This is a genomic window from Amycolatopsis sp. DSM 110486, assembly GCF_019468465.1.
Lineage (GTDB): Bacteria > Actinomycetota > Actinomycetes > Mycobacteriales > Pseudonocardiaceae > Amycolatopsis.
The window spans coordinates 7,792,935-7,816,148 of the sequence record NZ_CP080519.1 but is presented as its reverse complement, the minus strand read 5'-3'; the positions used below and the strand labels follow the sequence as shown (position 1 = coordinate 7,816,148).

Below are 23,214 nucleotides of genomic sequence, written 5' to 3'. Positions count from 1 at the left end.
GACCACGCTCACGAAAGCCGCTCTCCGGTAGCCACCTCGGCCACGGACAGGGTCTTCGGCAGCCGCAGGGCCGCGACGGTGCCCGCGGCGGCGGTGAGCGTGATCAAGCCGAACACGACGCCGAACGCCAGCGTGGGCCGGGCGGCCAGCCCGGCGAGGATCGCACCCGTCGCCGCGACGCCCGCGACCGCGCCCACCTGCCGCACCGTGTTGAACAGCCCCGAAGCCGCGCCCGCCGCAGACGGGGCGACCGACGCCATCGCGGTGACCGACAGCGGCGCCCAGGCCAGGGCGTTGGCGGCGCCCAGCACCGCGGCTCCGGCCGCGACCCACCACGGGTTCAGGTGCAGCGCGACCACCAGGCCCACGATGAGCAGGCTCGCTGTCAGCAGCACCATCCCGGCCACCGCCGGCCGGCGCGGACCGATGCGATCGACCCAGCGGCCCGTCCACGGAGACAGGACCATGGCCACGACGGCGTCCGGCGCGAGGACCGCGGCGCCCTCGACGGGGCCGAACCCGCGCACGTCCTGCACGTAGAGCATGGTCGGCAGGGCCATCGCGAGCACCGTCGCGCCGAGCGCCGCCATCGCCAGGCTGGCTGCGGAATACCCGGGCGAGCGGTAAAGCTCCAGCGGCGCAAGGGCTTCCTCGCCTTGGCCACGTTCGCGGCGGGAGAAGAAGACCAGCAGCACGGCGGACAAGGCCAGCGCGAGCAGGGAAAGCGAAGTCCACGACAGCAGCGCCCACACGAGCAGGCTCAGCCCCGCCGTGCTCGCCACCGCGCCCAGGGCGTCCAACCGCGTGGCGCGCCCCGGGCTGCCGGGGATCAGGCGCAGGCCGAGCAGCAGCGCGACACCGCAGAGCGGCACGTTGACCCAGAAGATCCAGCGCCAGTCGAGCGTCGCGGTCAGCAGCCCGCCCGCGCCGGGCCCGAGCAACGTACCCGCCGCCGCGACCGAACCCCACACGCCGAGGGCGCGCCCGCGTTCGTCCTCGGCGAAGAGCCGCCGGATCAACGTGAGCGGCTGGGGCGCCATCGCCGCCGCGGCCAGTCCTTGCAGGATCCGGAACGCGATCAGCCAGCCGACCGAAGGCGACAGTGAGCACCAGGCCGACGCGACCCCGAAGCCCGCCATCCCGAAGAGGTACACGCGCTTGGGGTCGAAGCGGTCACCGAGCCGCCCGAACACCAGCAGCGGCACCGAAAACGCGAGCAAGTAGCCGGCCGTCACCCAGAACAACCCGGCCACGCCGGGCTTCAACTCGGCCTGGATCGCCGGGCTCGCCACCGCGACGATGGTCGTGTCGAGCAGGATCACGAAGAACCCCGCGAGCAGAGCCGTGAGGCCGCCCCATCTGCCGGTCATGCCACCGTTCCCGTGTCTCCCCCGAGAGCGCGAGAGTCGCAGGCGAGTGGATCACCGGTCAAGTCCCGGCAGCGGCAGCGGCGCGAAGGCGTGCCCGGCCCACAGCGCGCGGGACGCTTCCTCCGGGTACGACGTGGTCGTGAGGTCGGTGTCGAAGACCGCGACCGCGCGGCGCCGGGTGTCGTAGGCCGGCCAGCCCGGGTCACCGGTGTGGGCGAAGGCGGCCCACGCAGTGACTAAGTGCCGGGCGACCACTTCGGTTTCGGCGGGCGGTTCGGCACCGAGGAGCAGGGCGGACAGGCTCCCGTGGCGGTTTCCGAGCACCAGCGGCACGTCGAGGCTGTGGCAGGCGCCGAGCACGCCGTCCAGGCCGGGGGCCGGCCAGACCAGCTCGTACGCGTGGGCTCGGCCGCCGCCGGCCACCTGCGCCTCGGCCAGGCGGTGGCTCGGCATGCGGAACAACCAGTCGGAGGTGACGAGCTCGTACAGGCGCTCGGCGCTCGCGTCCGGGTAGGTCCGGCGGTAGCGGTCCGGGTCCGGCGCGAGGGCCCGCAGCGCGGCCTCGGCCTCCTCGTCGGTGACGGTGCCGAGGCGGCCTTCGAGCACGAGGGACAGGCGGGTCTCGTCCCGGGTGTGGCCGGCGATCAGCTCGATCCCGCGCCCCGCGCCGGCGGCCAGCGCCTCGAATGGGGTGCGGGGCAGCACCTCGCCGTCGACGACCGGCGAGAACGGGACCGCGGCGTGCGCGGCGGCGCCCCAGCGTCCGGCGTAGGTCCGTAGCTCGCCGCTCACCGAGTCGGCAGCGGCGACGAGCCCGGCCGGCGACACACCGCGCAGATCATCGACCGTCGGCTCGCGCCCCGTGCGGGCGGCGATCTCGGTCATGACGTCGGCGGCCAGCGGCGGGGTGAAGAACGTCCCGGATCCACTTTGGACGATGGCCCGCCGGAACAACCCGGCCGCGCCGGGCATCGCGAGCAACGCCGCGACCGAGCCACCGCCCGCCGACTGGCCGGACACCGTGAGCCGCGCCGGATCACCCCCGAACGCGGCTATGTTCGCCCGCACCCACTCCAGCGCGGCGATCTGATCGAGCAGGCCGCGGTTGTCCGGCGCGCCCCGCAGGTGCCCGAACCCTTCGACGCCGACGCGGTAGTTGAACGTCACCAGGACAACGCCCGCTTCGCGAGCCAGGTTCGCGCCGTCGTACGCCGGATCGGCCGCGTGCCCGAACTGGAACGCACCGCCGTGGATCCAGACCAGCACCGGCAACGCAGCGCCCGCCTCGGGGCGCGGCGACCACACGTTGAGCGTCAGCCAGTCCTCGCCGGGCACCGCGTTCGACGGCGGGCCGAGCAGCAGCGACTGCGGTGGCGGCGGTCCGAACGCGAGTGCCTCGCGCACGCCGTCCCACGCCCGCACCGGCCGCGGCGCGGCGAACCGCAGCTCCCCCACCGGCGGCTGCGCGAACGGGATGCCGCGGAAGACGGCCGGCCCGTCCTCGACGCGGCCCCGCACCGATCCGGCCTCCGTGCGGATCTCGGGGGCGTTCATCACGGCTTCCTCCCGCGGCTGGTCCGGCACTCGGCGGTCTCGTCGAAGTGGACGAGCGTACGGGGACCGGACGTGCGGGACCTCGTCAAGTTCCGTTACCCGCGAGCGCGCCGTCTCATCGGCGCCGGGCCAGGTCGGCCGGGCTGCCGCTCGGCATGCCGACGCCGGATTCCGCGTAGGCGCGCAGGCTTTCGGTGAAGTGGTTCCAGCCGCGGGTGCACATGTCGAGGCAATCGAGCTCCGCGGTCAGGCCGTGGTGGCGGAAGCGAAGCTCCGTCGCGCCGTCGACCGGGACGATGGTGAAGGCCGGCCGCGTGCCGACCCAGTCGGGGAGGAAGTCGCACGAGGTCACGGTCCAGCGCACCACGCTCGGCCGCGTGGCTTCGTCGACCCGCATCACGCACGGGTCCGGATGGGAGAAGAAGAACCGGAGCTCGCCGCCGGCGTCGCCTGATCCCGTGACGCGGGTCCACCACGCGCCGAGGCCGGCGACAGTCGTGAGCGCGTCGAACACGGTGTCGGGAGCCGCGTTGACCGAGACGGTCTTCTGGTAGTCCGGGGTCATGACGGGGGTTCCTTTCCTTCGGCCGAACGCAGAGCCTGGATCGACTCGGCGATCGTCTTGATCCGCCGCAGCCGGGCGTCCCACGCCGCGCCGACGGAGGTCAGCTGCGCGACGGCGCGGGCGAACTGCGCTTCGTTGACGACGTACCGGACCTCACGCCCGTCCTTGCGGGCCACGACCAGCTCCGCGCGCTCCAGCACGGCGAGGTGCTTGGCGACCGCCTGACGCGTCACCGGCAGGTGCTCGCTCAGTCCCGTCGCCGTGCCGAACCCGTCGGCCAGCAGCAGGTCCAGCAGGTGCCGCCGGGTGGGGTCGCCGAGGGCGGCCCACAGGTCGTCGTCGATCACGAGTGCACCAGGCCGGCCGCGTATGCCGCCAGGTTGGGCAGGTGTTCGTCCCAGCCCGCGGTGTGGTCGAGGTAGTACGCCTCGAGCCGCGCCGCCTCCCACCCGATCTCGCGGAAGCCGGCCTCGGTGAGTTTCAGCAGCGTGCCGCCGTCCGCGGGCACCAGCTCGAACGTGACGAGGAACGAGTTCTCCGGCGTCGCCGTTTCCCCCTCCGGCTGCACCCAGCGGAACACGAACCGCCGCGGCGGCTGCGCCTCGACGACGGACACCGGCACGACGACCGTCCCGCTCCCGTCCCGGCGCGGCCGGTTCAGAGTTCCCGCGGTCCCCTCGAACACCGCGTCGAACCCCCACCACGCCGCGATGTGCTCGGGCTGCGTGATCACCTCGTAGACGACTTCGGGCGGCGCCGCCACCCGGATCTCGCGCTCGATGGTGCCGTACTCCATGGCCGTCCTTCCCCTTTCGCAACCGATGGTTGCAGGTTAGGGGACGCCGCTTCGCCGCGCAACCATCGGTTGCAGGTGCCGCGGCCCAGTAGCCTGGTCCAATGCCCGTCGAACCCGGCGCCCGCGACCGGCTGCACCGGCTGGAGTCGATCACCGACACCGCCCTCGGCCGGCTCGAACTGGAGCCGCTGCTGCGCACGCTGCTGGAGCGCGTGCGTGAGCTGTTCGACGTCGACACCGCGACCGTGCTGCGCTACGACGAGGCCGCCGGACGGCTCACCGCGATCGCGTCGGCGGGCATCGAGGAAGAGGTCTTCCAAGGCGTGCGGGTGCCGGTCGGAGCCGGGTTCGCCGGGCGGGTCGCGGCGCAGCGCGCACCGGTGCTGATCGACCATGTCGACGAGTCGACCGTGATCAACGCGCTGCTGTGGGAACGCGGTCTCAAAGTGCTCCTCGGCGTGCCGATGCTCGCCCGCGACGAGCTCGTGGGCGTGCTGCACATCGGGTCCACAGTGGAGCGTGCGTTCGACTCGGACGACATCGAGCTCCTGCGGATCGCCGCGGCCCGCCTCGCGTTGACGATGGTGGCCGAGGCCGCGGGCGAAGACCGCGCGGCCGCGACGGCGCTGCAGCGAAGTCTCCTGCCGGCGCGCATCGCCTCGGTGCCGGGCCTGGACTTCGCGTCCCGCTACGTGCCCGGCGCGGACTTCGCCGTCGGGGGCGACTGGTACGACGTGTTCCCGCTCCCCGGCGACCGCCTCGGCATCGTCATGGGCGACGTCGCCGGCCACGGCCTCGGCGCCGCCGTGGTGATGGGCCGGCTGCGCAGTGCCCTGCGCGCGTACGCGCTCGACGCCGCGAGTCCCGCGGAGGCGCTGGGCAAGCTGAGCCGCAAGATGAACCACTTCGAGGAAGGCATCATGGCGACCGTCGCGTACGCCGTCGTGCCGCCGGACCGCGAAACCCTCGTGCTGTCCCTCGCCGGGCACCCGCCGCCCGTGCTGGCCACGCCCGGCTCCCCCGCGCGCCTGCTGGACGTCCCGCCGGACCTGCCCGTGGGCCTGGGCCTGCCACCCGCGGACCGGCGCGACACCGTGGTCGCGCTGCCGCCGGAGTGCACGCTCGGCTTCTACACCGACGGCCTCGTCGAACGCCGCGACGCCGACCTCGACGACGGCTTCCGCAAACTGACCACCGCCATGACCACGGGCGACCCGGAAGCCGTGTGCGCCCGAGTGATGGCCGCGCTCGTCGGCACGAACCCGGCCCAGGACGACGTCGCGCTGCTGGTGGTGACGAAACGGCCGGTGCGTCCCTAATCGCCCGGTGGGCGCCCACCGGGGAATTCCCCGATGCGAAGCACCCCGCGCCGGCCCCACGCTGGGCTGCGACGTGTCGCCCAGCCCGGGAGGTCCGGCAGAGATGGTGTCGTGGAGCCGCGTGAGCGAGGCGGACGTGGTGCGCGCCGCGCAGGAGTACGACCGGCTCGGGGCGGAGGCGTTCTTCGCGGCGCACGGGTTCGGCCCGTCGCGCACCTACGAGCTGGTGTGGGACGGCAAGCGGTACCCGCACAAGGCCCTGCTCGGTACGGCGTACGAGTTCGCCACCGGCGAGCGCCTCGCCCCCGGCGACTTCGAAGGCGGCAAAGCGGGCGCGGTGGCGGTGCTGGGGAAGCTCGGCTTCACGATCGAACAGCGCCGGCCGTAAGTCTCGGCACCGGCCGGCGAAACCGGCCACAACACTTCCGTAAGAACCGCCGTAACGTCCCGATAATGGTGACTCCGCGTGCTGCTCCCTAGGGTGAGGTCCACCGCCCACCGAACCCTGGAGTGTCTGTGAGTCCCCGATTCGACGGCCTGCGCGCCGTGTTCTTCAACAGCACGCTGAAGCGCTCGCCGGAGCCGAGCAACACCGAAGGACTCCTGCGGGTGAGCGCGGAGCTCATGCGGCGCGAGGGCGTCGAGGTCGAGGTGATCCGGACGATCGACCACGACATCGCCGTCGGGGTGTACCCCGACATGACCGAGCGCGGCTGGGCGAGCGACGAATGGCCGGCGCTGTACGAGAAGGTGCTGGCCGCCGACATCCTGGTCCTGTGTGGACCGATCTGGCTCGGGGACAACTCGTCCGAAATGAAGAAGGTCATCGAACGGCTCTATGCGTGTTCACACCTGCTCAACGACGCCGGCCAGTACGCTTACTACGGACGCGTCGGTGGCTGCCTGCTCACCGGCAACGAGGACGGGGTGAAGCACTGCGCGATGAACGTGCTCTACAGCCTCCAGCACCTCGGTTACACGATCCCGCCGCAGGCCGACGCCGGCTGGCTCGGGCCGATCGGCCCGGGTCCGTCCTACCTGGACCCGGGGTCGGGCGGGCCGGAGAACGACTTCACGAACCGCAACACCACGTTCATGACGTGGAACCTCATGCACCTGGCGAAAATGCTGAAGGACGCGGGCGGAATCCCCGCGTACGGCAACCAGCGAGCGGCCTGGGACGAGGGCGAGCGGTTCGATTTCACCCATCCCAACCCCGAATACCGCTGAGAGGACACCGATGACCACTGTCGGGAAGATGCTCGTGCAAAGCCTGGCCGACCACGGCGTGTCCGCGATGTGGGGCGTGGTCGGCGACGCGCTGAACCCGATCACCGACGCGCTGCGCCAGGAGCCCCGCATCCGGTGGATAGGAGTCCGGCACGAGGAGGCGGGCGCGTTCGCCGCGGGCGCGCAGTCGCAGCTCACCGGCCGGATCGGCGTGTGCATGGGCACCGTCGGACCGGGCTCGCTGCACCTGCTCAACGGCCTCTACGACGCGAAGAAGTCCCACACCCCCCTGCTCGCGATCTGCGGCCAGGTGCCCAGCGCCGAGATGGGCAGCGACTACCACCAGGAAGTGGACAACGACGCCGTGTTCCGCGACGTGTCGGTGTTCTCCCGCACGATCACCGACCCGGCCCAGTTCCCGTACCTGCTGGAGCTGGCGGTGAACGCGGCGTACGCACGCAACGGGGTGGCCGTGCTGACCCTGCCGGGCGACATCGCGGGACGCGAGCTGCCGCACGGCACGCAGGAGCCGCGGTTCGTGAGCCAGCACCCGCCGGTGACCCCGGAGGCCGGGGCGCTCGGCGAGGTGGCGGCCGTGCTCAACGGCGCGGACACCGTGACCATGCTGGTCGGCTCCGGCGCACGCCCGGCCCGCGACGAGGTGCTGGCGACGGCGGAAACCCTTGCCGCGCCGATGGTCCTGACCCTCAAGGGCAAGGAAACCCTCGAACGGGACAACGACTACCAGGTCGGGCAAACCGGCCTGATCGGCAACCCCGCGGCGCAGCACGCGCTGAGCCACGGCGACGTGCTGCTGATGGTGGGCACCGACTTCCCGTACCGAGACTGGTACCCGAAGGGCAAGACCGTGGTGCAGATCGACCACGAGGGTGAACGCATCGGCCGCCGCGTGCACGTGGACCACGCGCTCGTCGGCGACGCCCGCACCACGCTGGCCGCGCTGCTGCCGCTGCTCGAGGCGAAGCCCTCGCGCGCGCACCTCACGGCGTCCCGCGAGCGCTACACGAGCTGGCGCGACCGCCAGCGCCACCTCGCCGACCCCGGCTACGACTCCACCGTCACCGGCCGCGTACGCAAGCAGTTCGACAACCGCGAGCGCGCCATCCGCCCTGAGGTGCTCGCGGCAGCTATCGACCGCCACGCCGACGCCGACGCGGTGTTCACCTCCGACACCGGCATGTCGACGGTGTGGCTCGCCCGCTTCGTGACCCTGCACGGAAACCGGCAGCTGCTCGGGTCGTACAACCTGGGCTCCATGGCCAACGCGCTGCCCCACGCCCTCGGTGCCGCCCAGCTCGACCCGGCCCGCCAGACCATCGCGTTCTGCGGTGACGGCGGCCTCACCATGCTCATGGGCGAACTGCTCACGGTCGCGGCCTACGAGCTGCCGGTGAAGATCTTCGTGTTCGACAACTCCCGCCTCGGCATGGTCAAGCTCGAGCAGGAACAGGGCGGCATCCCCGAGTTCGGCACCGTGCTCAAGAACCCGGACCTCGCCGGCGTCGCCCGGGCCTGCGGCATCCACGCCGTTCGCGTCGAGCACCCCGACCAGGTCGACGCCGGTGTCCGCGCCGCACTGGCCCACCCCGGCCCGGTGCTGGTCGACGTCGTCACCAATGCCGAAGAGATCGTGATCCCGCCGAAGCCCACTGTCGGCCAGGCGTGGGGCTTCGCCATCGCCAAGATCGAGGAGACCCTGATCTCGGCGCACGACGTCGACGAAAAGGCGTAACCGCCTCCGCAGCCCAAGAGGCCCGGCCGTTCCTCGGCCGGGCCTCTTCTGTTTTGTGCCAGTCACACGGTCGGGTGATGCAGACCTGCTCAGCTGGGCAGACGTCGGTGCCGGGGATTCACCCGATACGGCGGCGTCTCAGGGATTGATCACCGTATTGACGGTTGGTCTGAATGGCGCAACTATTTCGCGCATGTCCGAACCCGTGGCGTTTCGGAACGAGTAAGCCGCCCGGGTTCGAAGAACCAGCACCGCACCGACGGTGTCTTTGTCCTGCCCGGAAAACGGGCGCGGGAACGACGAACAAGGAGAACGTGCATGCGATCCAGTCCGCGTTGGCGGAAGGTGGTGACGGGGTCGATGGCCACCGCGTTGGCGATCGCGGCGGTGACCTACACCGGGGCGAGCACGAGTGCGTACGCGGATGTGCAGGTGTTCACCGACAGCAAGACCGCGGCCGACGGCAAGCAGTACTGGGTGCAGAACCACCTGGTGTCGAAGGATCTCACCGCGAAGTCGGGCACGCCGAAGAAGTGGCTGCTCGTGTGGGCCGGTGACGAGAACATCGCCGACACCGCGGTGAAGGACGTCAAGAACCTGCCGGGTACCCTCGGCGGCGGGCTCAACAAGGTGAAGAACGCCTTGCCCGGTCCCGATTTCCTCGCTGTGATCGACGCGACGCAGGGCTCGCCGTCGTACGGCAAGGTCGTGAACACCGCGACGGTCGGCCCGCTCGTCGAGAACGAGCCGCACCACATGCAGTACGTGTGGCACAAGGGCGACACGATCTACGCGGGCGCACTGTTCGCCGCGGCGACGTATGCGTTCGATGTGAGTTCCTTGCCACAGCTGAAACTCAAGGGCGTCAGCCTGCCGACACAGACGCTCGGCGGTTCGGTGCCCGACGCGTACTGGGTGCTCAAGGACGGCACGGCGTACGGCACCTACATGGGCGGGCCGGTCGTGCCCGGGCCGTACACCTACCAGGACGGCAGCACGCAGATCGGCAACGGGTTCGCCGGCAGCCCCGGCGAGGTCGTGCACTTCGACCAGAACGCGCAGGTCCTGTCACAGAACCCGGCCGCGACACCGCAAGGCGACAACCCCAAGCTGTGCGACAACCTCCCGCAGCTCGGGAAACCGACGTGCGCCAACCCGCACGGCGTGCAGGCCCGCGAGGATCTGAACACGTTGGTCACCAGCGACTACGCCGAACCGCGCAACATCATCCTCGACCCGGTGAAGCAGCCGTCGCCGTACCTGCGGCGCCCGACCGTGCGCACGTGGGACATCTCCGACCGCAACCACCCGAAGCTCAAGGCGGTCTCCTACCTGCCGGACGGCCCGCGCGCCGACCCGGCCGACCCGCTGCACTCGGAAAGCCGCGCGGTCATGGAGACCACGGTGACGAACCTGCCGGGCCACAAGGGCGCCTTCGCCCAGACCATGCAGGGTGGAGCGGTGTTCTACACGCCGGACATCACGGCGAAGGATCCGCATTGGATCGAGGTGTTCGACGACGGGGCGGCCAACAAGGCCATCTACCCGGGCAACGACGCCAACGGCGCCAGTTCCAACGGCGGCTGGATCCAGACCAGCCCGGACGACAAGTACCTCTACCGCGCGATCGTCGGGCGGCAGAAGGGCACGCTCGGCGCGGACGACCCCGGCACCACCGGCGGCGTCTACGTGCTCGACATCCGGAAGCTGGTCAACGCCGGCGACCGGATCGAGGACATCCAGGGCCGTGTAGACACCAAGGCCAAGGCGCAGCAGGGCGGCGGCGGTGACCTGCCGACGGTCGTCGGCGCGGCGCCGATCAACCCCGGCACGCCGGGCGCCGGCCCGCACTGGGGCGCCTACGACAACCTCGCGCTCGGCAGCGACGGGTTCTACCACGAGACGGCGCAGCCGCAGCACCTCGCGGTGTCGAACTACTTCGTCGCCCGGTCCGGTTTAGACGGTGACCACAAGGTCAACCTGCTGAACCTCGGCCCGGACGGGAAGATCTCCGTGGACCAGAACTTCCGCGACGAGTTCACCGGCCAGGTCGGGATCAACTTCAACCGCAAGTCCTGGCCCCACGGCGACTTCGGCAACGCCAAGCCGCACTCGGAGCTGTTCGTGGCCGCGGACGCCGACGTCAAGTGACCCCTCCGGTGCCGGGCCGCTTCGGCGGCCCGGCACCGGACCTCCCCGGAAGGTCCACGATGGATCACCACGACCTCACGGCCGCCACCGGTTCGTCCGGAGTGGACGCGCTGGCGCTCGTGCTGCGGCTCGCGTTGCTGCTCACCACCGCCTTCCTCGCCGGCGCGGGCCTGCTCGCTCCGCTGGCCGGCTCACCCGGCCGACGGACGCGTATTGTCCTTTTCGGACTCGGCGGTGCGTCGGCGCTGCTGGCCGTCGGTTCGTTCTTCGCCGTGCCGATCAACCCGATCGCGCTCGCCGTGCACGTCCTGCTCGCACTCGCCGTGCCGCTGCTGGTGAGCCGGCCGCGGTTCGGACGGTGGGCGTCGGTCGCGCTCGTCGGACTGGTCGTGCTCGAGACGTCGGCCGGCTGCTCGGGTCTCGGGTTCGCCGCGGACCTCGTGTACGTGGCGGGCGCCACCGTCTGGTTCGGGTTCGCCCTGCTCAGCGCCTCGTCGGACGGGCAGTGGCAGGCCACCGCCATCAGGCCTGGACCGCTGTCCCTCACACTCGGCGGACTCCTGGTGCTGGCCGGCGGGGTCGAGCTCGCGCTGTCCGGCCCCGGGTTCGACCGGCGGCTCTACACCACGCTGTTCGGCCTCACGGTCCTGCTCGCCGTGGTGCTGCCCCTGGTCGTGACGGTGCTGGCCGTGGTGCTGCGGCGCGACACCGGCCGCACGTACCGCTTCGGCGCGGTCGGCGTGGCGCTCGCGTTCCTGGCGTGGGCCGCGCTCGCGGCGATCCCGGCCCCTCGCCCGCTGCCCGTGCCCGGTGTGCCGCTGCTCGCCGACGCCGGTGGCTACCCGGTCCTGGTCAGCCCGCAGCGCCCGGGCCACAACCTGGTCCACTTCCCGGCCGGCGCCGGGGCCGACCTCGCGGTGACCGCCTCGGACGGCTCCGTTGTCCAGTCCGTCGCGCGGCCCGGCGCCGAGGGCACGTGGGCCGACGTCGTCCTGCCACCCGGGCGCAGCGACCTGCGGATCCGCCGCGGTGACGCCACCACCGCCGTCGAGGTGGACGCCGGCACCGAGCCCGGCCCGGGTGTCACGGCCGACTCACCGGAATGCGCGTCCGCGGCGCTCGGCGGGCTCGTCGCGGGCCGTCGTGACGTGCTCACCTCGTGCCCGGCCGACGCACTGTCCCCCGAGGACAGTGGCGCGCTGGTGAAACTGGTGGACTTCCTGGCTGCCCGCAAACCCGCCGCGCTCACGCTCGTCGACGACACGTCGCCCCGCGGCCGGGCAGCGTCCCGGCTCGTGCGGGACACCGCCGCCCGTCACGGCTTGGGCGTCCAGGCCGAACCAGGACCGGACACCGCGCTGGTCGTCGTGGCCGGCTGGGCCGGTGGTTACCCCGCGTTGACGCAGGCCAAGCAAGCCCAGCAGAGCCGCCCGACCTACCAGTACGGCCTGTACCTGGCGCCGTGGCTGCTCAACGCCCCGCTCGTGAACGCGGTCGCCAGCTCGTCACTGCCCCTGCGCTTCGACCCGCGAGACCCCACGGCGCTGTCCTACGCCATCGCGGTCGGCGACGAGTTCGGCGGCGAGAGCCCGACCGTCGGCGGGTTCGCGCGGTGGCTCGGCCCCGCGGCGGCGACGGGCGAGGTGCAGATCTACGCGTCGGCGCAGGTCAACGCGATGCCGATGGACCCCGGGGAGCCCCACGCCCCCGGCATGGTGATGGACCGCGACTACGCCGGCCAGTGGGTCCCCGACGGGACCGTCGTGCCGATCTCCGCGGTCCTTCGCTGAACCCGTCAGAAATCCCCGATACAAGGAGAAACCGCATGAAACGCAGGATCCTGCTCACCCTCGCCGCGGCCGCGGTGTTCACCGGCCTCGGCGCCGGCGTCGCCGACGCGGAACCCGCCGTCTGGGCGATGCCCGGCGTCGACCTCGGTGGCGTGCTCGGACCGCTGGGGCAGCCGGTCGACCTGCTCGCCCCGGTGTTCGGCCTCATCACCACCGTGTCCTGAAAACCTTCTGCCGAAAGGAATCCCGATGAAGAAGACCCTCGTCCGCGCCACCGCGATCGCCGCGTTCGCCGGCGCCGCCACGCTCGTCGCGTCCGGTCCCGCCCTGGCGTCCACCAGTGACACGCCCGGTGTGGTCGTCGTCGACGAGCCCGACACGAGCGACCTGAACAACATCTGGACGTTCGCCCCGCTCGGCGTCCCGCCGCTCGGCCTCCTCCAGTCGCTCGGCGGCGTGCCGGGCAAGCTGCTGCCCTCCTGGGGCTGATCCCCGCGGCCACGGCGGCCCGCCCGCCGCCGTGGCCGGTCCCCCTCGACCCTGGAGTTCCCATGTCCGTGAAGAAACCCCTGCCGGCGAGCCAGTTCCTGCTGTCGTCGCCGACGTCGTGCGAGGCGCCCCGGCCCGCGCCGGAAGAGCCCGTACGCATGGTGCCGCTGGCCGTCGCCGCCGTGCTCGGCGTCGCGCTGAGCTGGTACGTCTGGGCGACCTACGGCGGCAAGTACGGCATTTTGCTCGCGCTGGGCCTCGCCCTCGGCGTCGCGTTGTTCCACTCCCGTTTCGGGTTCACCTCCGCGTGGCGGCAGCTGATCGCCGTCGGCAACGGTTCCGGCCTGCGGGCCCACGCGCTGCTGCTCGGCACGGCCACCACGCTCATCGCCCTCATCGCGGGCACCGGCGCCGGGTTGTTCGGCGCCACGCCGAAGCTCACCGCGGGGCCGATCGGCCTGCCGCTGTTCGTCGGCGCGGCGGTGTTCGCCATCGGCATGCAGCTGGGCGGCGCGTGCGCGTCCGGCACGCTGTTCGCCGTCGGCGCGGGCCAGTCGACGATCGTGCTCACGCTCGGCGGGTTCATCGCGGGCTCGGTGCTCTACAGCTGGGCCTACCCCGTGTTCACCGGCTGGCCGCAGGTCTCCGGGTTCCTGCTCGCCGACCACGTCGGCTGGGCCGGTTCCTGGGCGATCACGCTGGCCGCGCTCGCCGTGGTCGTAGTGGTGACCCGGCTCGTGCAGGCGCGGCGCACGCCGCCCCCGGTCGAACCCGTCCCGACCGCGCACGGCTTCGCGCGCGTGCTGCGGGGTTCGTGGCCGCTGCTCGTCGGCGCCCTCGTGCTCGGCGTGCTCGCGGCGGCGGTCGTCTTCGTGTCGGGCTCGACGTGGGGTGTCACGTTCGCGTTCACGCTGTGGGGCGCGAAGCTGCTGCAGCTCGTCGGCCTGCACCCCGAGACCTGGGAGTTCTGGCAGACGAGCACCAACGCCAAGGCGCTCGCCGGCCCGATCTGGACGGACAAGACCAGCCTCACCGACCTCGGCATCATCCTCGGTGCGGCCGTCGCGGCCTCGGCGGCCGGGACGTGGAAGATCCGGGCGGAAATCCCGTGGCGCACCGCGGTGGCGGCCGTGCTCGGCGGCATCCTGATGGGCATCGGCGCTCGGCTCGCCGGCGGGTGCAACATCGGCGCGTACCTCGCCGGCATCTCCACCGGCAGCCTGCACGGCTGGCTGTGGGGCCTGTTCGCCCTCTTCGGCACCTGGGTCGGCCTGCGGCTGCGGCCGTTGTTCGGGCTGGTCAACCCGCGGCCGAGCGACAGCATCTGCTGACCAGGTGGTGGGACACCTTGTCGAGGCCGGAGCTGTCTTCCTATAGTGCGTCAGACGTCTGACGTCTTTTGGGAGGCTCACGGTGACGAAGGATCTGCGGTCGTTTCTCGCGGAGGTGGTCTCGACCGGTGCGGGCGAGGTCAAGCACGTGTCGAAGCAGGTGGACCCGCGGTTCGGTGTCACCGCCTACGGAGCGTGGTACGACAAGCGCGGCGACTACCCGGCGTTGCTGTTCAGCGACGTCGCCGGCAGCGAGCTGCGGTGCCTGACCAACCTCGTCGCGACGCACGAGCGGATGGCATTGGCCCTCGGGGTCGAGGCCGAGACGCTCGTGCGTTCGTCGGTCGCGGGCCAGGGCCGGGCCGCGCACCCGCCGGTGGAGTTCGAGGGCGCGGCGCCGGTGCAGGAGGTGGTGTGGCGCGGCGCGGACGCCGACCTCACCCGCCTGCCGATCCCCACCCACAACGAGCTGGACGGCGGCCCGTTCCTCACCGCCGCCGTCGGCGTGACGCGCGACCCGGAGTCGGGCGCGATCAACGCCGGCATCTACCGCCATCACATCTACGGCCCCCGGCGCCTCGGGGTGTGGTTCTTCGGCTCCCACGACGGCGGCACCATCCACCGCCGCTACGCCGAACGCGGCGAGCCCACCCCGATCGCGCTGGTGATCGGGCACCACCCGGCGTTCCTCATGGGCGCGGTGTCGCGGGTCCCGGGCATCGGCGGCGAGTACGACGCCGCCGGCGCCTACCTGGGCGAATCGGTCGCCACCGTCCCCACCGTGACGTCCGGCATCCCCGTGCCCGCGCACGCCGAGATCGTCATCGAGGGCCACATCCTGCCCGACGAGCTCGAGGAGGAAGGCCCGTTCGCCGAATGGCCCGGCCACTACGTCGGCGGCGGCCGCAAGCCCGTCATCGAGGTCGACGCCATCACCATGCGCCGCGACGCGATCTTCCAGGACATCCAGGCCTCCGGCCGCGAACACCGGCTCATGGGCGCACTGCCGCGCATCGCCAGCATCCACGAGGCCGTGCAGCAGAAGGTGCCGGGCCTGCGCGCGGTCAACATCCCGCTGCACGCCCGCATGCACTGCTACCTGTCGATCCGCAAGAACTCCGACACCGACCCGACGCGCGCCGCCTTCGCCGCCCTCAACACCGAGCCGGAGAACCTGCGCGCCATCGTCATCGTCGACGACGACATCGACGTCTACGACGAACGCGAAGTCGCCTGGGCCATCGGCACCCGCTTCGACGCGTCGCAGGACCTGCAGATCATCCCCCGCTGGAACGGCCCCGGCGGCCTGCTGCCCACCAACTGGTCCTACGACGAAGCGGGCGGGCGCACCCCGCAACGCTCCTCCGCCGTGATCGTCGACGCCACCAAACCCGCCCCGCCGGTCGTCTTCCCGGCTCGCGCGCGAGTGCCGGAAGAAGCAATGCAGGCGGTGGACGTGGACGCCGTCGAGACGATCACGGCCGTGAGCGACCTGCCCGGGTGGGTGTGACGGCTGGGCGTGACGGGTAGGCGACGCGCCTCAGTCGTGACGGGCTTGTGTGGCCGGACGTGACGGCTGTCCACTTCGGACGGACAGCCGTCACACCTGGGCGCGGTTCCGCAGTTCCCCGGTCACCGCAGGGCCGAGCTGGGGCTCCAGCTCGGCCAGCAGCTCGCCGATCCCGCGCCGCCAGGTCGGGCGACGGCCGGGTGAACGCGCTGGAGCCGTCCTGGCGCCACTCGTCCAGGTCGCGGCGGGCTTCGTCGGCCAACAGCTCGCCGGGGACGCTGAGCAGCCACAGGTCGGTCGCGAGCCGGGACCACCGGCTCAACCCGCGCAGCAAAGTGAGCGCCCCGCGGCGGACGTGCAGCGGGCGGGCGCCGCCAAGTCGAGCAGGAGCGAGCGGTCCGCCGGGCCTAGGCGGCGGTCGAGCAGGGCGACTGCCTCTCGGACCACGCCGGGCGAAGGGTCGGTGAGCAGCTCGCGGCCGTACTCGGCCGCCCGCGGGTCCGAGGGGTTCGCCAGCAGCCGGCGCAGGCCACGAACCGCGGCGACACGCACCCGGGGCCGGTCGTCGGCGAACTGCGCCCGCACGAGGTCGACGTCGTCGAGCGTCCCCGTTTCGCCGAGTCCGGCGACGGTCGCGCGCGTCACGGCACCCGACCGCAGCGCTTCCCGGTAGTACGCCGCCGGGTCGCCGCCCGAGCGCAGCACCAAGGCCTGCGCCATGGACCGCACCAGCGACGAGCTCTCCGCCAGCCGTTCCCGGGCCGTCTCGACGCCCAGGAGCTGCAACGCCCGCGCCCGCACCTTGGGTGCGCCGCCGTCGAGCAGGGGCAGCACGAAGCGGGGGTCGCCGCGGTCGAGCAGGAGGTGGCCGACGCGCGTGCGGATCACGTCGTCGTGGTCGTGCATTGCGATCGAAGCCAGCTGCTCGTCGGAGAGCAGCCCGGCGTGCAGGGCCGACTCGTGGACCGTCCGGCGGGTCCGCAGGTCCGGCGACGCCAGCGCGAGGTCGAGGAGCTCGGGCGAGCGCAGCATCGGCTGCAGCAGGTGCTCGTCCACCCAGCCATCCACGGCCCGCCGGCTCAGTGCGACGACCAGCGGCAGCAGGCCGGCCCGATCCGCCTGCGCGAACCGGGCGAGCACCGCCGCGCGGGCGATCTCCCGCACCTGGGGTACCCAGTCGACGCAGCGCACCACCAGCAGGGGCAACGCTTCCGGGTCGCGGCTGCTCCGCAGCCGGCGCACACCCGGCTCCCGGATGTACCCGACGGCGTGGCAGACCGCCTCGGCGAGCTGGACACGACTCAGCTGACGCCACGGCAAGGCCCGCCGGTGGTCCTCGCCGTAGTACCAGGACCAGCGCCGCTCGGACTCGTCGAACGCCAGCCACTCGCGCGAGTCGCCGGCGGCGAGCGCGTCCAGTTCTTCTTCCGTCGTCATCGTCCCCCCTCTCCGGCGCCATCGTGCCACCCGAGGGCGAGATCGCGCCGGTTTCTGGAGTGAGCGGTGCGATCGGCCGCCAGGCCGATCCGACCGCTCACTCCAGAAGCCGGCTCAAAGGCGATCTCGCACGCCCCGGCGGAGCCGGGGCAATCATTACAGCCCGCCGAGACGCTCGGTGATGGCGGTGCTCAGGCGAAGGATCGCCGACGCCGACTGCTTCAGCCGCTCATCGTCGACAGTGGACTTGACCATGCTCACCGACAGCGCACCGACGGGCTGCCCGCCGCGCCCGGCGACGGCTGCGCCGACGCACATCATGCCCGGCGCGGTCTCCTCGTCGTCGACGGCGTAACCGTGCGCGCGGGTGCTCCCGATCTCCGCCATCAGCTGCGGCATCCGCGAAATGCTGTGCGGGGTCAGGGTTTCGAAGCGGCCGTCGGCGTAGCGGCCGGCGATCTCGTCGTCGGCCAGCGACGCGAGCAGCGACTTGCCGCTCGCCGTGCAGTGGGCGGGCAGCCGCAGGCCGATCTCGTAGGACATCGCGAGCGTCCGCAATCCCGGCCGCGTCTCGACGTAGACGACGTGGCGTCCGTCCAACAGCGACAGCACGATCGTGTCCTCGGGCAGCAGGCCCAGCTCCTGGTCGACGCGCCGGAACTCCAGTACGAACCCGGACTTCGCGAGGTAGGCCCGCCCGAGCGGGACGACCTTCCAGCCGAGCCGGTAGTGCCCACCCGGGGTGCGCGTGAGCAGCCCGGTGGTGACCAGCGTCGTGCACACGGCGAGGCAGCTGCTCTTGGGCGCGCCGATGGCCCGCGCGAGCTCGCTGAGCGGCAGCCCGTCGGGGGCGGCGGCGAGCGCGTCGAGCACGTACGCGGCGCGGGCGACCGAAGGAACCGGCAGGCCCGCCGAGGAAGGGGAACTGGTCATTGCGGGAGATTCTGTCATCGGCGCCGCCGGCGGGCGAGCACGATCGCCGCGACGACGGCGGCCACGGCCGGGACCACGCGCTTGGCGACCGGAATGGCGATGGCCCGCAGAACGACGGTCTCCGCGTTGCGAGTGTGCGACCGGTCCTCCGGGCTCGGCCGGCCACCGCCGACACTCACGACCGGAGCCTCACCGGCGGGCTCTGCCGACCGAGCAGCACCCACGGGTTCGTCGTCCGGCCACTCCTGGGCCGCCAGATCGACGACCTCCACCACCGGCTCAGCCGCGGCCACCGCTGCCACGCCCGACACCGCGGCCTGAGGCACTTCCGCAGCCTGAGCCCGCGATCCGGCCACCTCGTCCGCCAGCGCCCGCGCGAACTCGTCGACCAGCCGCCCCGTGACCTCGCCCAGCACACCACGCCCGAACTGCGCCAGCCGTCCCGTCAGCGCGAGCTCCGTGGCCAGGTCGACCCGCGTGCCTTCCGGGGCCGGCACCAGCCGCAGCGTCACCGTCGCCGCAGCCGAACCGCGGCCGCGCACCTCACGCCCCGACGCCGCCACGACCACGACCCCCGCGTCCTCGTCGCGTTCGCGGAACTGCGCCAAGCCGGAGTACTCGGCGGTGATCGGCCCGACCTTCACGCGCAGGCCGCCGCGAACGTCGTCGCCCTCGACCTCGTCCAGGTGCACGCCGGGCATGCACGGCGCGACCCGTTCCGGATCGGTGAGCACAGCCCACGCCTGCGCGGGCGGCAGGCCGACGGTGAAGCTGTTCTCCAGTCGCACGAACGCCCCCTAGGCCGGGAACCGCATGTCGACACGGGAACCCGCCGAAGGCGCCCACCGGCTCGTGACGACCTTGCGGCGCGTGAAGAACCGGATGCCGTCCTCGCCGTACTGGCCCGAGTCGCCGAAGAGCGAGTGCTTCCAGCCGCCGAACGGGAAGTACGGGATCGGCACGGGGATGGGCACGTTGAGCCCGACCATGCCGGCCTGCACGGTGTGCTGGAACTTCCGCGCGGCGACGCCGTCGCGGGTGAACAGGGAGACGCCGTTGCCGTACTCGCCGCCGTTGATCAGCCCGACGGCCTCCTCCAGAGTGTCGACGCGCAGCATCGACAGCACCGGGCCGAAAATCTCGTCGGTGTACACGGTCATGTCCGGGCGCACGTGGTCGAGCAGCGTCGGCGCGAGGAAGAACCCGTTCTCCCGCCCCGGAACACGCACGTCGCGGCCGTCGACCACGAGGTCCGCGCCCGCGTCGGCGCCGGCCTGCACGTATCCGGTCACGCGGCGCAGGTGGTCGGCGGTGACGAGCGGGCCCATGTCGGCGCCCTCGTCGTGACCGTCCGCGGTGGACAGCCGGCCGATGCGCTCCACCAGACGATCGCGCAGCGCGTCGCCGACCCCGCCGACGGCCACCGCGACCGAGATCGCCATGCACCGCTCGCCCGCCGAACCGTAGGCGGCGGAGACGAGGGCGTCGGCGGCCGCGTCGAGGTCGGCGTCCGGCAGCACCACAAGGTGGTTCTTCGCGCCGCCGAGGGCCTGCACCCGCTTGCCGTGCTTGGCCGCGGTCTCGTAGACGTGCCGGGCCACCGGCGTCGACCCGACGAAGCTCACCGCGGCGACGTCCGGGTGCGCCAGCAGCGCGTCGACGGCCGGGGCGCTGCCGTGCACGACGTTGAGCACGCCGGCGGGCAGCCCGGCCTCGAGCGCCAGCTCGGCCAGGCGGTTCGACGCCGAGGGGTCCTTCTCGCTCGGCTTGAGCACGAAGGCGTTCCCACATGCGATGGCGATCGGGAACATCCACATGGGAACCATCACGGGGAAGTTGAACGGCGTGATACCGGCGACGACCCCGAGCGGCTGGCGGATCGAGTACGTGTCGACACCGCGGGAGACGTTCTCGCTGAAGTCCCCCTTGAGCAGGTGGGGGATCCCGGCGGCGAACTTCGCGACGTCCAGACCCGCGTTGACCTCCGCGCGGGCGTCGGCGAGCGTCTTGCCGTGTTCGCCGGTCACGAGCTCGGCCAGCTCGTCACGCGAGCGCTCGACCAGCCGGATGAACTCCAGCATTACTTGCTGGCGTACGCCGAGCGACTCCTCGGCCCAGGCGGCCTGCGCGTCGAGCGCCACCTTCACGGCCTGGTCCACGGCACCGGCGTCGCCGAGGGCGACTCGGCCCGCGACGCTGCCGCGGGCGGGGTCGTGCACGTCGGCCCACGCGGCCGGTTCGTCCTGGACGAAGGCGCCGCCGACGAAATGCTGGATGGTTTTCACAGGTTTCCTTTCCTCCACGGAAGTTCAGACGCCGAGGTGGCGGTCGAGCAGATCGTCCCGCTCGCTGAGTTCGCGGGACGTGACCTCGGCGGCGACGCTGCCGCGATCGAGGAAGTAGACGCGGTCCGCAACGCGGCGGACCATGCCGAGGTCCTGCTCGGCGAGCAGGACGCTGACCCCGGACTCGGGAAGAGTTCGGATGATGTCGGCGACCTGGCGCACCACCCGGGGCGCCAGCCCCTCGCTGGGTTCGTCGAGCAGCATCAGCCGGGGGTTCGTCATCAGCGCGCGGGCGATCGCGAGCATCTGCTGCTCGCCGCCGGAGAGGGTGCCCGCGCGGTGGTGGCGGCGCTCGGCGAGCCGCGGAAACAGGTCGAAGACCCGCTGCCAGGTCCACGGCTCGTACCCGGCCGGGGCGGGCCGGGCGACGATGTCGAGGTGCTCGTCGACGGTGAGACTGGGGAAGATCCGCCGGCCCTGCGGCACGTAGCCGATTCCGGCCCGGGCGATCTGGTGGGGCTTGCGCCGCGTCAGTTCGGTGTCATCGAAGCGGACACTGCCCGCCGACACCCTCGGCACGGAAAGTGCCATCACGGCCTTGAGCGCGGTCGTCTTGCCCATGCCGTTGCGCCCGGCGAGGGCGACGGCTTCGCCGCCGGAGACCGTGAGGGTGAGGCCGTCGATCACCGGATGTCCCTGGTAACCGGCCGCGAGCCCGGTCACGGTGAAAGTGCTCATGACGCGATCTCGCTTTCGTCGTCGTGGTCGCCGAGGTAGACCTCGCGCACGGCGGGGTGGTCCCGGATCTCGCTCGCGCCGGCATCGGCGACCAGCCGTCCGTTGGACAGGCACAGCACCCGGTCGACGAGGCCGAGGACCAGGTCCATGTCGTGCTCGATCAGCAGCACGGTGACGTTCTCCGGCAGCTGCCGGATGGCCTCGCCGATCAGCACCCGCTCCGCCGCGCCCAGGCCGGCAGCCGGTTCGTCGAGCAGCAGCACCCGCGCACCGGTGGCGAAGGTGACGGCCAGCTCCACCAGGCGCTGCCGCCCGTATCCGAGCTCGTCGACGCGGGACGAGCGCCACGCCTGCAGGTCGAACCGCTTCAGCACGTCGGTGATCCGGTCGTCGTCCCGGGCCGCCAGCAGCACGTTCTGCTCGACGGTGAGCGTGCCGAAGAGCTCGGTGATCTGGAACGTGCGGCCGATGCCGAGGCGCGCCCGGCGCCGGGCGGAGATCCCCGACAGGTCCTTGCCGTCGAACGTGACCCGGCCATGGCTGGCCCGTTCACTGCCCGCGATCACCCGGAACAACGTGCTCTTGCCGGCGCCGTTGGGCCCGATCACCCCGACCCGCTCGCCCTCGCCGGCGGTGAAGGTCACCGCGTCGAGGGCGCGCAGCCCGCCGTACTCACGGCCGATGTCGTCCAGTGCGAGCGCCATCAGACGCCTCCTTGGTATTCGCGGGAGAGCACGGGGTGGGACAGGTATTCCGCGTAGGTCAGGCCGCCGGTGGCGCCGACGTCGGGGATGGTCGAGGTGACGGTGTTCCACGGTTTTCCGTCCGGACCTGGAGTCACTTCACGCAGGTAGACGCTGTAGACGGGCTGGCCGCGTTCGTCGACCCGGATCGGGCCGAAGACGCTGTCGGGGTAGGAGATCGTGCGCATGGTCCGGACGAACGCGCTCGCATCGCCGACCTTGCCGCCGTTCGCGACGAGCGCGCGGGCCGTCCAGTCCGCGGCGAGGTAACCGCTCGCCGAGTAGTAGCTGGGCAGCTTGTGGTACTTCTGCCGGTACGCGTCGGTGAACTGCCGCGTCGCCGGGCTTTCCCGGCCCTCGGCGAAGTGCCCGATCGAGACCAGGCCGAGGGACTGCTTGCCCACGCCGCGCAGCACGGCCTGGTCGAAGGACGGGTCGGAGCCGAGCAACGTCGCGTGCCCGGTCATGCCGAAGTCGTTCCAGGCCTTGAGGAACTTCACGCTGTCGGCACCGATCAGGCCGACGAACACTGCGTCCGCCCCGATCTGGCGCAGCTGCGAGATGAACGGCGCGAAGTCGGAGCTGCCCAGCGGTGGCCACAGCTGGCCGGCCAACTGGCCGCCCGCTGCGCGGTAGGTGCCCGCGAAGCCGCCGCACACCTGTTGCCCGAAGGCGTAGTCGGAGCAGATCGTGGCGACCCGGTGGTGCCCGCGGTCCATCGCCCACCGGCCCAGCGGCGCGTTGAACTGGGGTGCGGTGCCCGTGACCGGGAAAACGGTCGGATAGTCCTTGTGCACGAAGATGTCGCTGGTGGGGATGGGGTAGACCAGCGGCACCTCGGTGGTCTTCACGTACTGGCCGAGCGCGACGCCGACGTTGCCGGCGAGCGGCCCGATGACGAGGTCGGATTCGGCCTGCTCGACGAGGCGCTTGGTGACCTGGACGCCCGTCTCGGTGGAGCCCTGGTCGTCCTCGACCAGGAGCTTGACATCGCGGCCGGCCATGCGGCCCTGGTTCTGGTCCAGCCACAGGGTCAGGCCGTCGCGCATGTCCTGCCCGGCTCCGGCGAGCGAGCCGGAGAGGCTGTCGACGAACCCGACCGTGAGCGGGCCGGTGGTGCGTTGCGCGGCGGTGTGATCGGCGGCCGGCGGCGCGCACGAGGCGAGCGCCGGCAGGAGGCAGAGTGCGCCGCAGAGGACGCGGGTGCGCAGGATTCGCAT

22 protein-coding genes are annotated in these 23,214 nt (G+C 72.0%); 10 read left to right on the top strand and 12 right to left on the bottom strand.

What is annotated here, in order from left to right:
- Window positions 1-8 precede the first annotated feature (8 nt).
- The 5 genes from K1T34_RS37905 to K1T34_RS37885 form a co-directional block, all read right to left on the bottom strand.
- A complete protein-coding gene (locus tag K1T34_RS37905) occupies window positions 9-1,370 on the bottom strand; it encodes an MFS transporter (protein WP_220239536.1) in 1,362 nt (453 codons plus the stop codon).
- Between the two features lie 51 nt (window positions 1,371-1,421).
- The gene (locus K1T34_RS37900) at window positions 1,422-2,924 is read right to left on the bottom strand and encodes a carboxylesterase/lipase family protein (protein WP_220239535.1); all 1,503 of its coding nucleotides are present in this window, start codon (window positions 2,922-2,924) and stop codon (window positions 1,422-1,424) included.
- 115 nt (window positions 2,925-3,039) lie between these two features.
- Entirely contained in the window at window positions 3,040-3,489 is a 450-nt protein-coding gene (locus tag K1T34_RS37895; RefSeq protein WP_220239534.1) for an SRPBCC domain-containing protein, read from the bottom strand.
- Window positions 3,486-3,836 (bottom strand): helix-turn-helix transcriptional regulator, encoded by a 351-nt coding sequence (locus tag K1T34_RS37890; protein WP_255637839.1) that lies wholly within the window; start codon window positions 3,834-3,836, stop codon window positions 3,486-3,488. Before K1T34_RS37890 ends, K1T34_RS37895 begins: the two co-directional genes overlap by 4 nt.
- Window positions 3,833-4,285 carry an SRPBCC domain-containing protein gene (locus K1T34_RS37885; protein WP_220239533.1) on the bottom strand — a complete coding sequence of 151 codons (453 nt, stop codon included), beginning with the start codon at window positions 4,283-4,285 and terminating at the stop codon, window positions 3,833-3,835. The genes K1T34_RS37890 and K1T34_RS37885 overlap by 4 nt, the downstream gene beginning before the upstream one ends.
- Before the next feature lie 101 nt (window positions 4,286-4,386).
- On the opposite strand from K1T34_RS37885, the gene K1T34_RS37880 reads away from it, so the two are divergent.
- From K1T34_RS37880 to K1T34_RS37835, 10 genes are all read left to right on the top strand, one after another.
- On the top strand, window positions 4,387-5,604 hold the full coding sequence (locus tag K1T34_RS37880) for a PP2C family protein-serine/threonine phosphatase (RefSeq protein WP_220239532.1): 1,218 nt from the start codon (window positions 4,387-4,389) through the stop codon (window positions 5,602-5,604).
- A 121-nt stretch (window positions 5,605-5,725) separates the two neighbouring features.
- Complete coding sequence (locus K1T34_RS37875) at window positions 5,726-5,992, top strand: hypothetical protein (protein WP_220239531.1); 267 nt, start codon at window positions 5,726-5,728, stop codon at window positions 5,990-5,992.
- A gap of 128 nt (window positions 5,993-6,120) precedes the next feature.
- Window positions 6,121-6,834, top strand: coding sequence for a flavodoxin family protein (locus K1T34_RS37870; RefSeq protein WP_220239530.1), 714 nt, complete (start codon window positions 6,121-6,123; stop codon window positions 6,832-6,834).
- A gap of 10 nt (window positions 6,835-6,844) precedes the next feature.
- Window positions 6,845-8,587 carry a thiamine pyrophosphate-dependent enzyme gene (locus K1T34_RS37865; protein WP_220239529.1) on the top strand — a complete coding sequence of 581 codons (1,743 nt, stop codon included), beginning with the start codon at window positions 6,845-6,847 and terminating at the stop codon, window positions 8,585-8,587.
- A 360-nt stretch (window positions 8,588-8,947) separates the two neighbouring features.
- On the top strand, window positions 8,948-10,738 hold the full coding sequence (locus K1T34_RS37860; protein WP_220239528.1) for a selenium-binding family protein: 1,791 nt from the start codon (window positions 8,948-8,950) through the stop codon (window positions 10,736-10,738).
- 59 nt (window positions 10,739-10,797) lie between these two features.
- Window positions 10,798-12,528 carry a hypothetical protein gene (locus K1T34_RS37855; protein WP_220239527.1) on the top strand — a complete coding sequence of 577 codons (1,731 nt, stop codon included), beginning with the start codon at window positions 10,798-10,800 and terminating at the stop codon, window positions 12,526-12,528.
- A 35-nt stretch (window positions 12,529-12,563) separates the two neighbouring features.
- Window positions 12,564-12,752 (top strand): hypothetical protein, encoded by a 189-nt coding sequence (locus tag K1T34_RS37850; protein ID WP_220239526.1) that lies wholly within the window; start codon window positions 12,564-12,566, stop codon window positions 12,750-12,752.
- Between the two features lie 25 nt (window positions 12,753-12,777).
- Window positions 12,778-13,017, top strand: a complete 240-nt coding sequence (locus K1T34_RS37845) for a hypothetical protein (RefSeq protein ID WP_220239525.1) — start codon at window positions 12,778-12,780, stop codon at window positions 13,015-13,017.
- A 62-nt stretch (window positions 13,018-13,079) separates the two neighbouring features.
- Window positions 13,080-14,348, top strand: a complete 1,269-nt coding sequence (locus K1T34_RS37840) for a YeeE/YedE family protein (RefSeq protein ID WP_220239524.1) — start codon at window positions 13,080-13,082, stop codon at window positions 14,346-14,348.
- Window positions 14,349-14,430: 82 nt separating this feature from the next.
- Entirely contained in the window at window positions 14,431-15,858 is a 1,428-nt protein-coding gene (locus tag K1T34_RS37835; RefSeq protein ID WP_220239523.1) for a UbiD family decarboxylase, read from the top strand.
- Between the two features lie 318 nt (window positions 15,859-16,176).
- On the opposite strand, the gene K1T34_RS37830 is transcribed toward K1T34_RS37835, so the two are convergent.
- From K1T34_RS37830 to K1T34_RS37800, 7 genes are all read right to left on the bottom strand, one after another.
- A complete protein-coding gene (locus K1T34_RS37830) occupies window positions 16,177-17,295 on the bottom strand; it encodes a hypothetical protein (protein ID WP_220239522.1) in 1,119 nt (372 codons plus the stop codon).
- A 156-nt stretch (window positions 17,296-17,451) separates the two neighbouring features.
- Entirely contained in the window at window positions 17,452-18,228 is a 777-nt protein-coding gene (locus K1T34_RS37825) for an IclR family transcriptional regulator (protein ID WP_220239521.1), read from the bottom strand.
- 14 nt (window positions 18,229-18,242) lie between these two features.
- Complete coding sequence (locus tag K1T34_RS37820; protein ID WP_220239520.1) at window positions 18,243-19,016, bottom strand: SRPBCC family protein; 774 nt, start codon at window positions 19,014-19,016, stop codon at window positions 18,243-18,245.
- 9 nt (window positions 19,017-19,025) lie between these two features.
- Window positions 19,026-20,513, bottom strand: a complete 1,488-nt coding sequence (locus tag K1T34_RS37815) for a CoA-acylating methylmalonate-semialdehyde dehydrogenase (RefSeq protein ID WP_220239519.1) — start codon at window positions 20,511-20,513, stop codon at window positions 19,026-19,028.
- A 24-nt stretch (window positions 20,514-20,537) separates the two neighbouring features.
- Entirely contained in the window at window positions 20,538-21,251 is a 714-nt protein-coding gene (locus K1T34_RS37810) for an ABC transporter ATP-binding protein (RefSeq protein WP_220239518.1), read from the bottom strand.
- Window positions 21,248-21,955 carry an ABC transporter ATP-binding protein gene (locus tag K1T34_RS37805; protein WP_220239517.1) on the bottom strand — a complete coding sequence of 236 codons (708 nt, stop codon included), beginning with the start codon at window positions 21,953-21,955 and terminating at the stop codon, window positions 21,248-21,250. Before K1T34_RS37805 ends, K1T34_RS37810 begins: the two co-directional genes overlap by 4 nt.
- Complete coding sequence (locus K1T34_RS37800) at window positions 21,955-23,214, bottom strand: ABC transporter substrate-binding protein (RefSeq protein WP_220239516.1); 1,260 nt, start codon at window positions 23,212-23,214, stop codon at window positions 21,955-21,957. The genes K1T34_RS37805 and K1T34_RS37800 overlap by 1 nt, the downstream gene beginning before the upstream one ends.

What these genes read in the sequence shown, in the direction of transcription:
- K1T34_RS37905 (WP_220239536.1), bottom strand. Translation starts at nt 1,370, where the DNA reads ATGACCGGCAGATGGGGCGGCCTCACGGCTCTGCTCGCGGGGTTCTTC.
- K1T34_RS37900 (WP_220239535.1), bottom strand. Translation starts at nt 2,924, where the DNA reads ATGAACGCCCCCGAGATCCGCACGGAGGCCGGATCGGTGCGGGGCCGC.
- K1T34_RS37895 (WP_220239534.1), bottom strand. Translation starts at nt 3,489, where the DNA reads ATGACCCCGGACTACCAGAAGACCGTCTCGGTCAACGCGGCTCCCGAC.
- K1T34_RS37885 (WP_220239533.1), bottom strand. Translation starts at nt 4,285, where the DNA reads ATGGAGTACGGCACCATCGAGCGCGAGATCCGGGTGGCGGCGCCGCCC.
- K1T34_RS37880 (WP_220239532.1), top strand. Translation starts at nt 4,387, where the DNA reads ATGCCCGTCGAACCCGGCGCCCGCGACCGGCTGCACCGGCTGGAGTCG.
- K1T34_RS37865 (WP_220239529.1), top strand. Translation starts at nt 6,845, where the DNA reads ATGACCACTGTCGGGAAGATGCTCGTGCAAAGCCTGGCCGACCACGGC.
- K1T34_RS37860 (WP_220239528.1), top strand. Translation starts at nt 8,948, where the DNA reads ATGGCCACCGCGTTGGCGATCGCGGCGGTGACCTACACCGGGGCGAGC.
- K1T34_RS37855 (WP_220239527.1), top strand. Translation starts at nt 10,798, where the DNA reads ATGGATCACCACGACCTCACGGCCGCCACCGGTTCGTCCGGAGTGGAC.
- K1T34_RS37850 (WP_220239526.1), top strand. Translation starts at nt 12,564, where the DNA reads ATGAAACGCAGGATCCTGCTCACCCTCGCCGCGGCCGCGGTGTTCACC.
- K1T34_RS37845 (WP_220239525.1), top strand. Translation starts at nt 12,778, where the DNA reads ATGAAGAAGACCCTCGTCCGCGCCACCGCGATCGCCGCGTTCGCCGGC.
- K1T34_RS37840 (WP_220239524.1), top strand. Translation starts at nt 13,080, where the DNA reads ATGTCCGTGAAGAAACCCCTGCCGGCGAGCCAGTTCCTGCTGTCGTCG.
- K1T34_RS37830 (WP_220239522.1), bottom strand. Translation starts at nt 17,295, where the DNA reads ATGACGACGGAAGAAGAACTGGACGCGCTCGCCGCCGGCGACTCGCGC.
- K1T34_RS37825 (WP_220239521.1), bottom strand. Translation starts at nt 18,228, where the DNA reads ATGACCAGTTCCCCTTCCTCGGCGGGCCTGCCGGTTCCTTCGGTCGCC.
- K1T34_RS37810 (WP_220239518.1), bottom strand. Translation starts at nt 21,251, where the DNA reads ATGAGCACTTTCACCGTGACCGGGCTCGCGGCCGGTTACCAGGGACAT.
- K1T34_RS37805 (WP_220239517.1), bottom strand. Translation starts at nt 21,955, where the DNA reads ATGGCGCTCGCACTGGACGACATCGGCCGTGAGTACGGCGGGCTGCGC.
- K1T34_RS37800 (WP_220239516.1), bottom strand. Translation starts at nt 23,214, where the DNA reads ATGCGAATCCTGCGCACCCGCGTCCTCTGCGGCGCACTCTGCCTCCTG.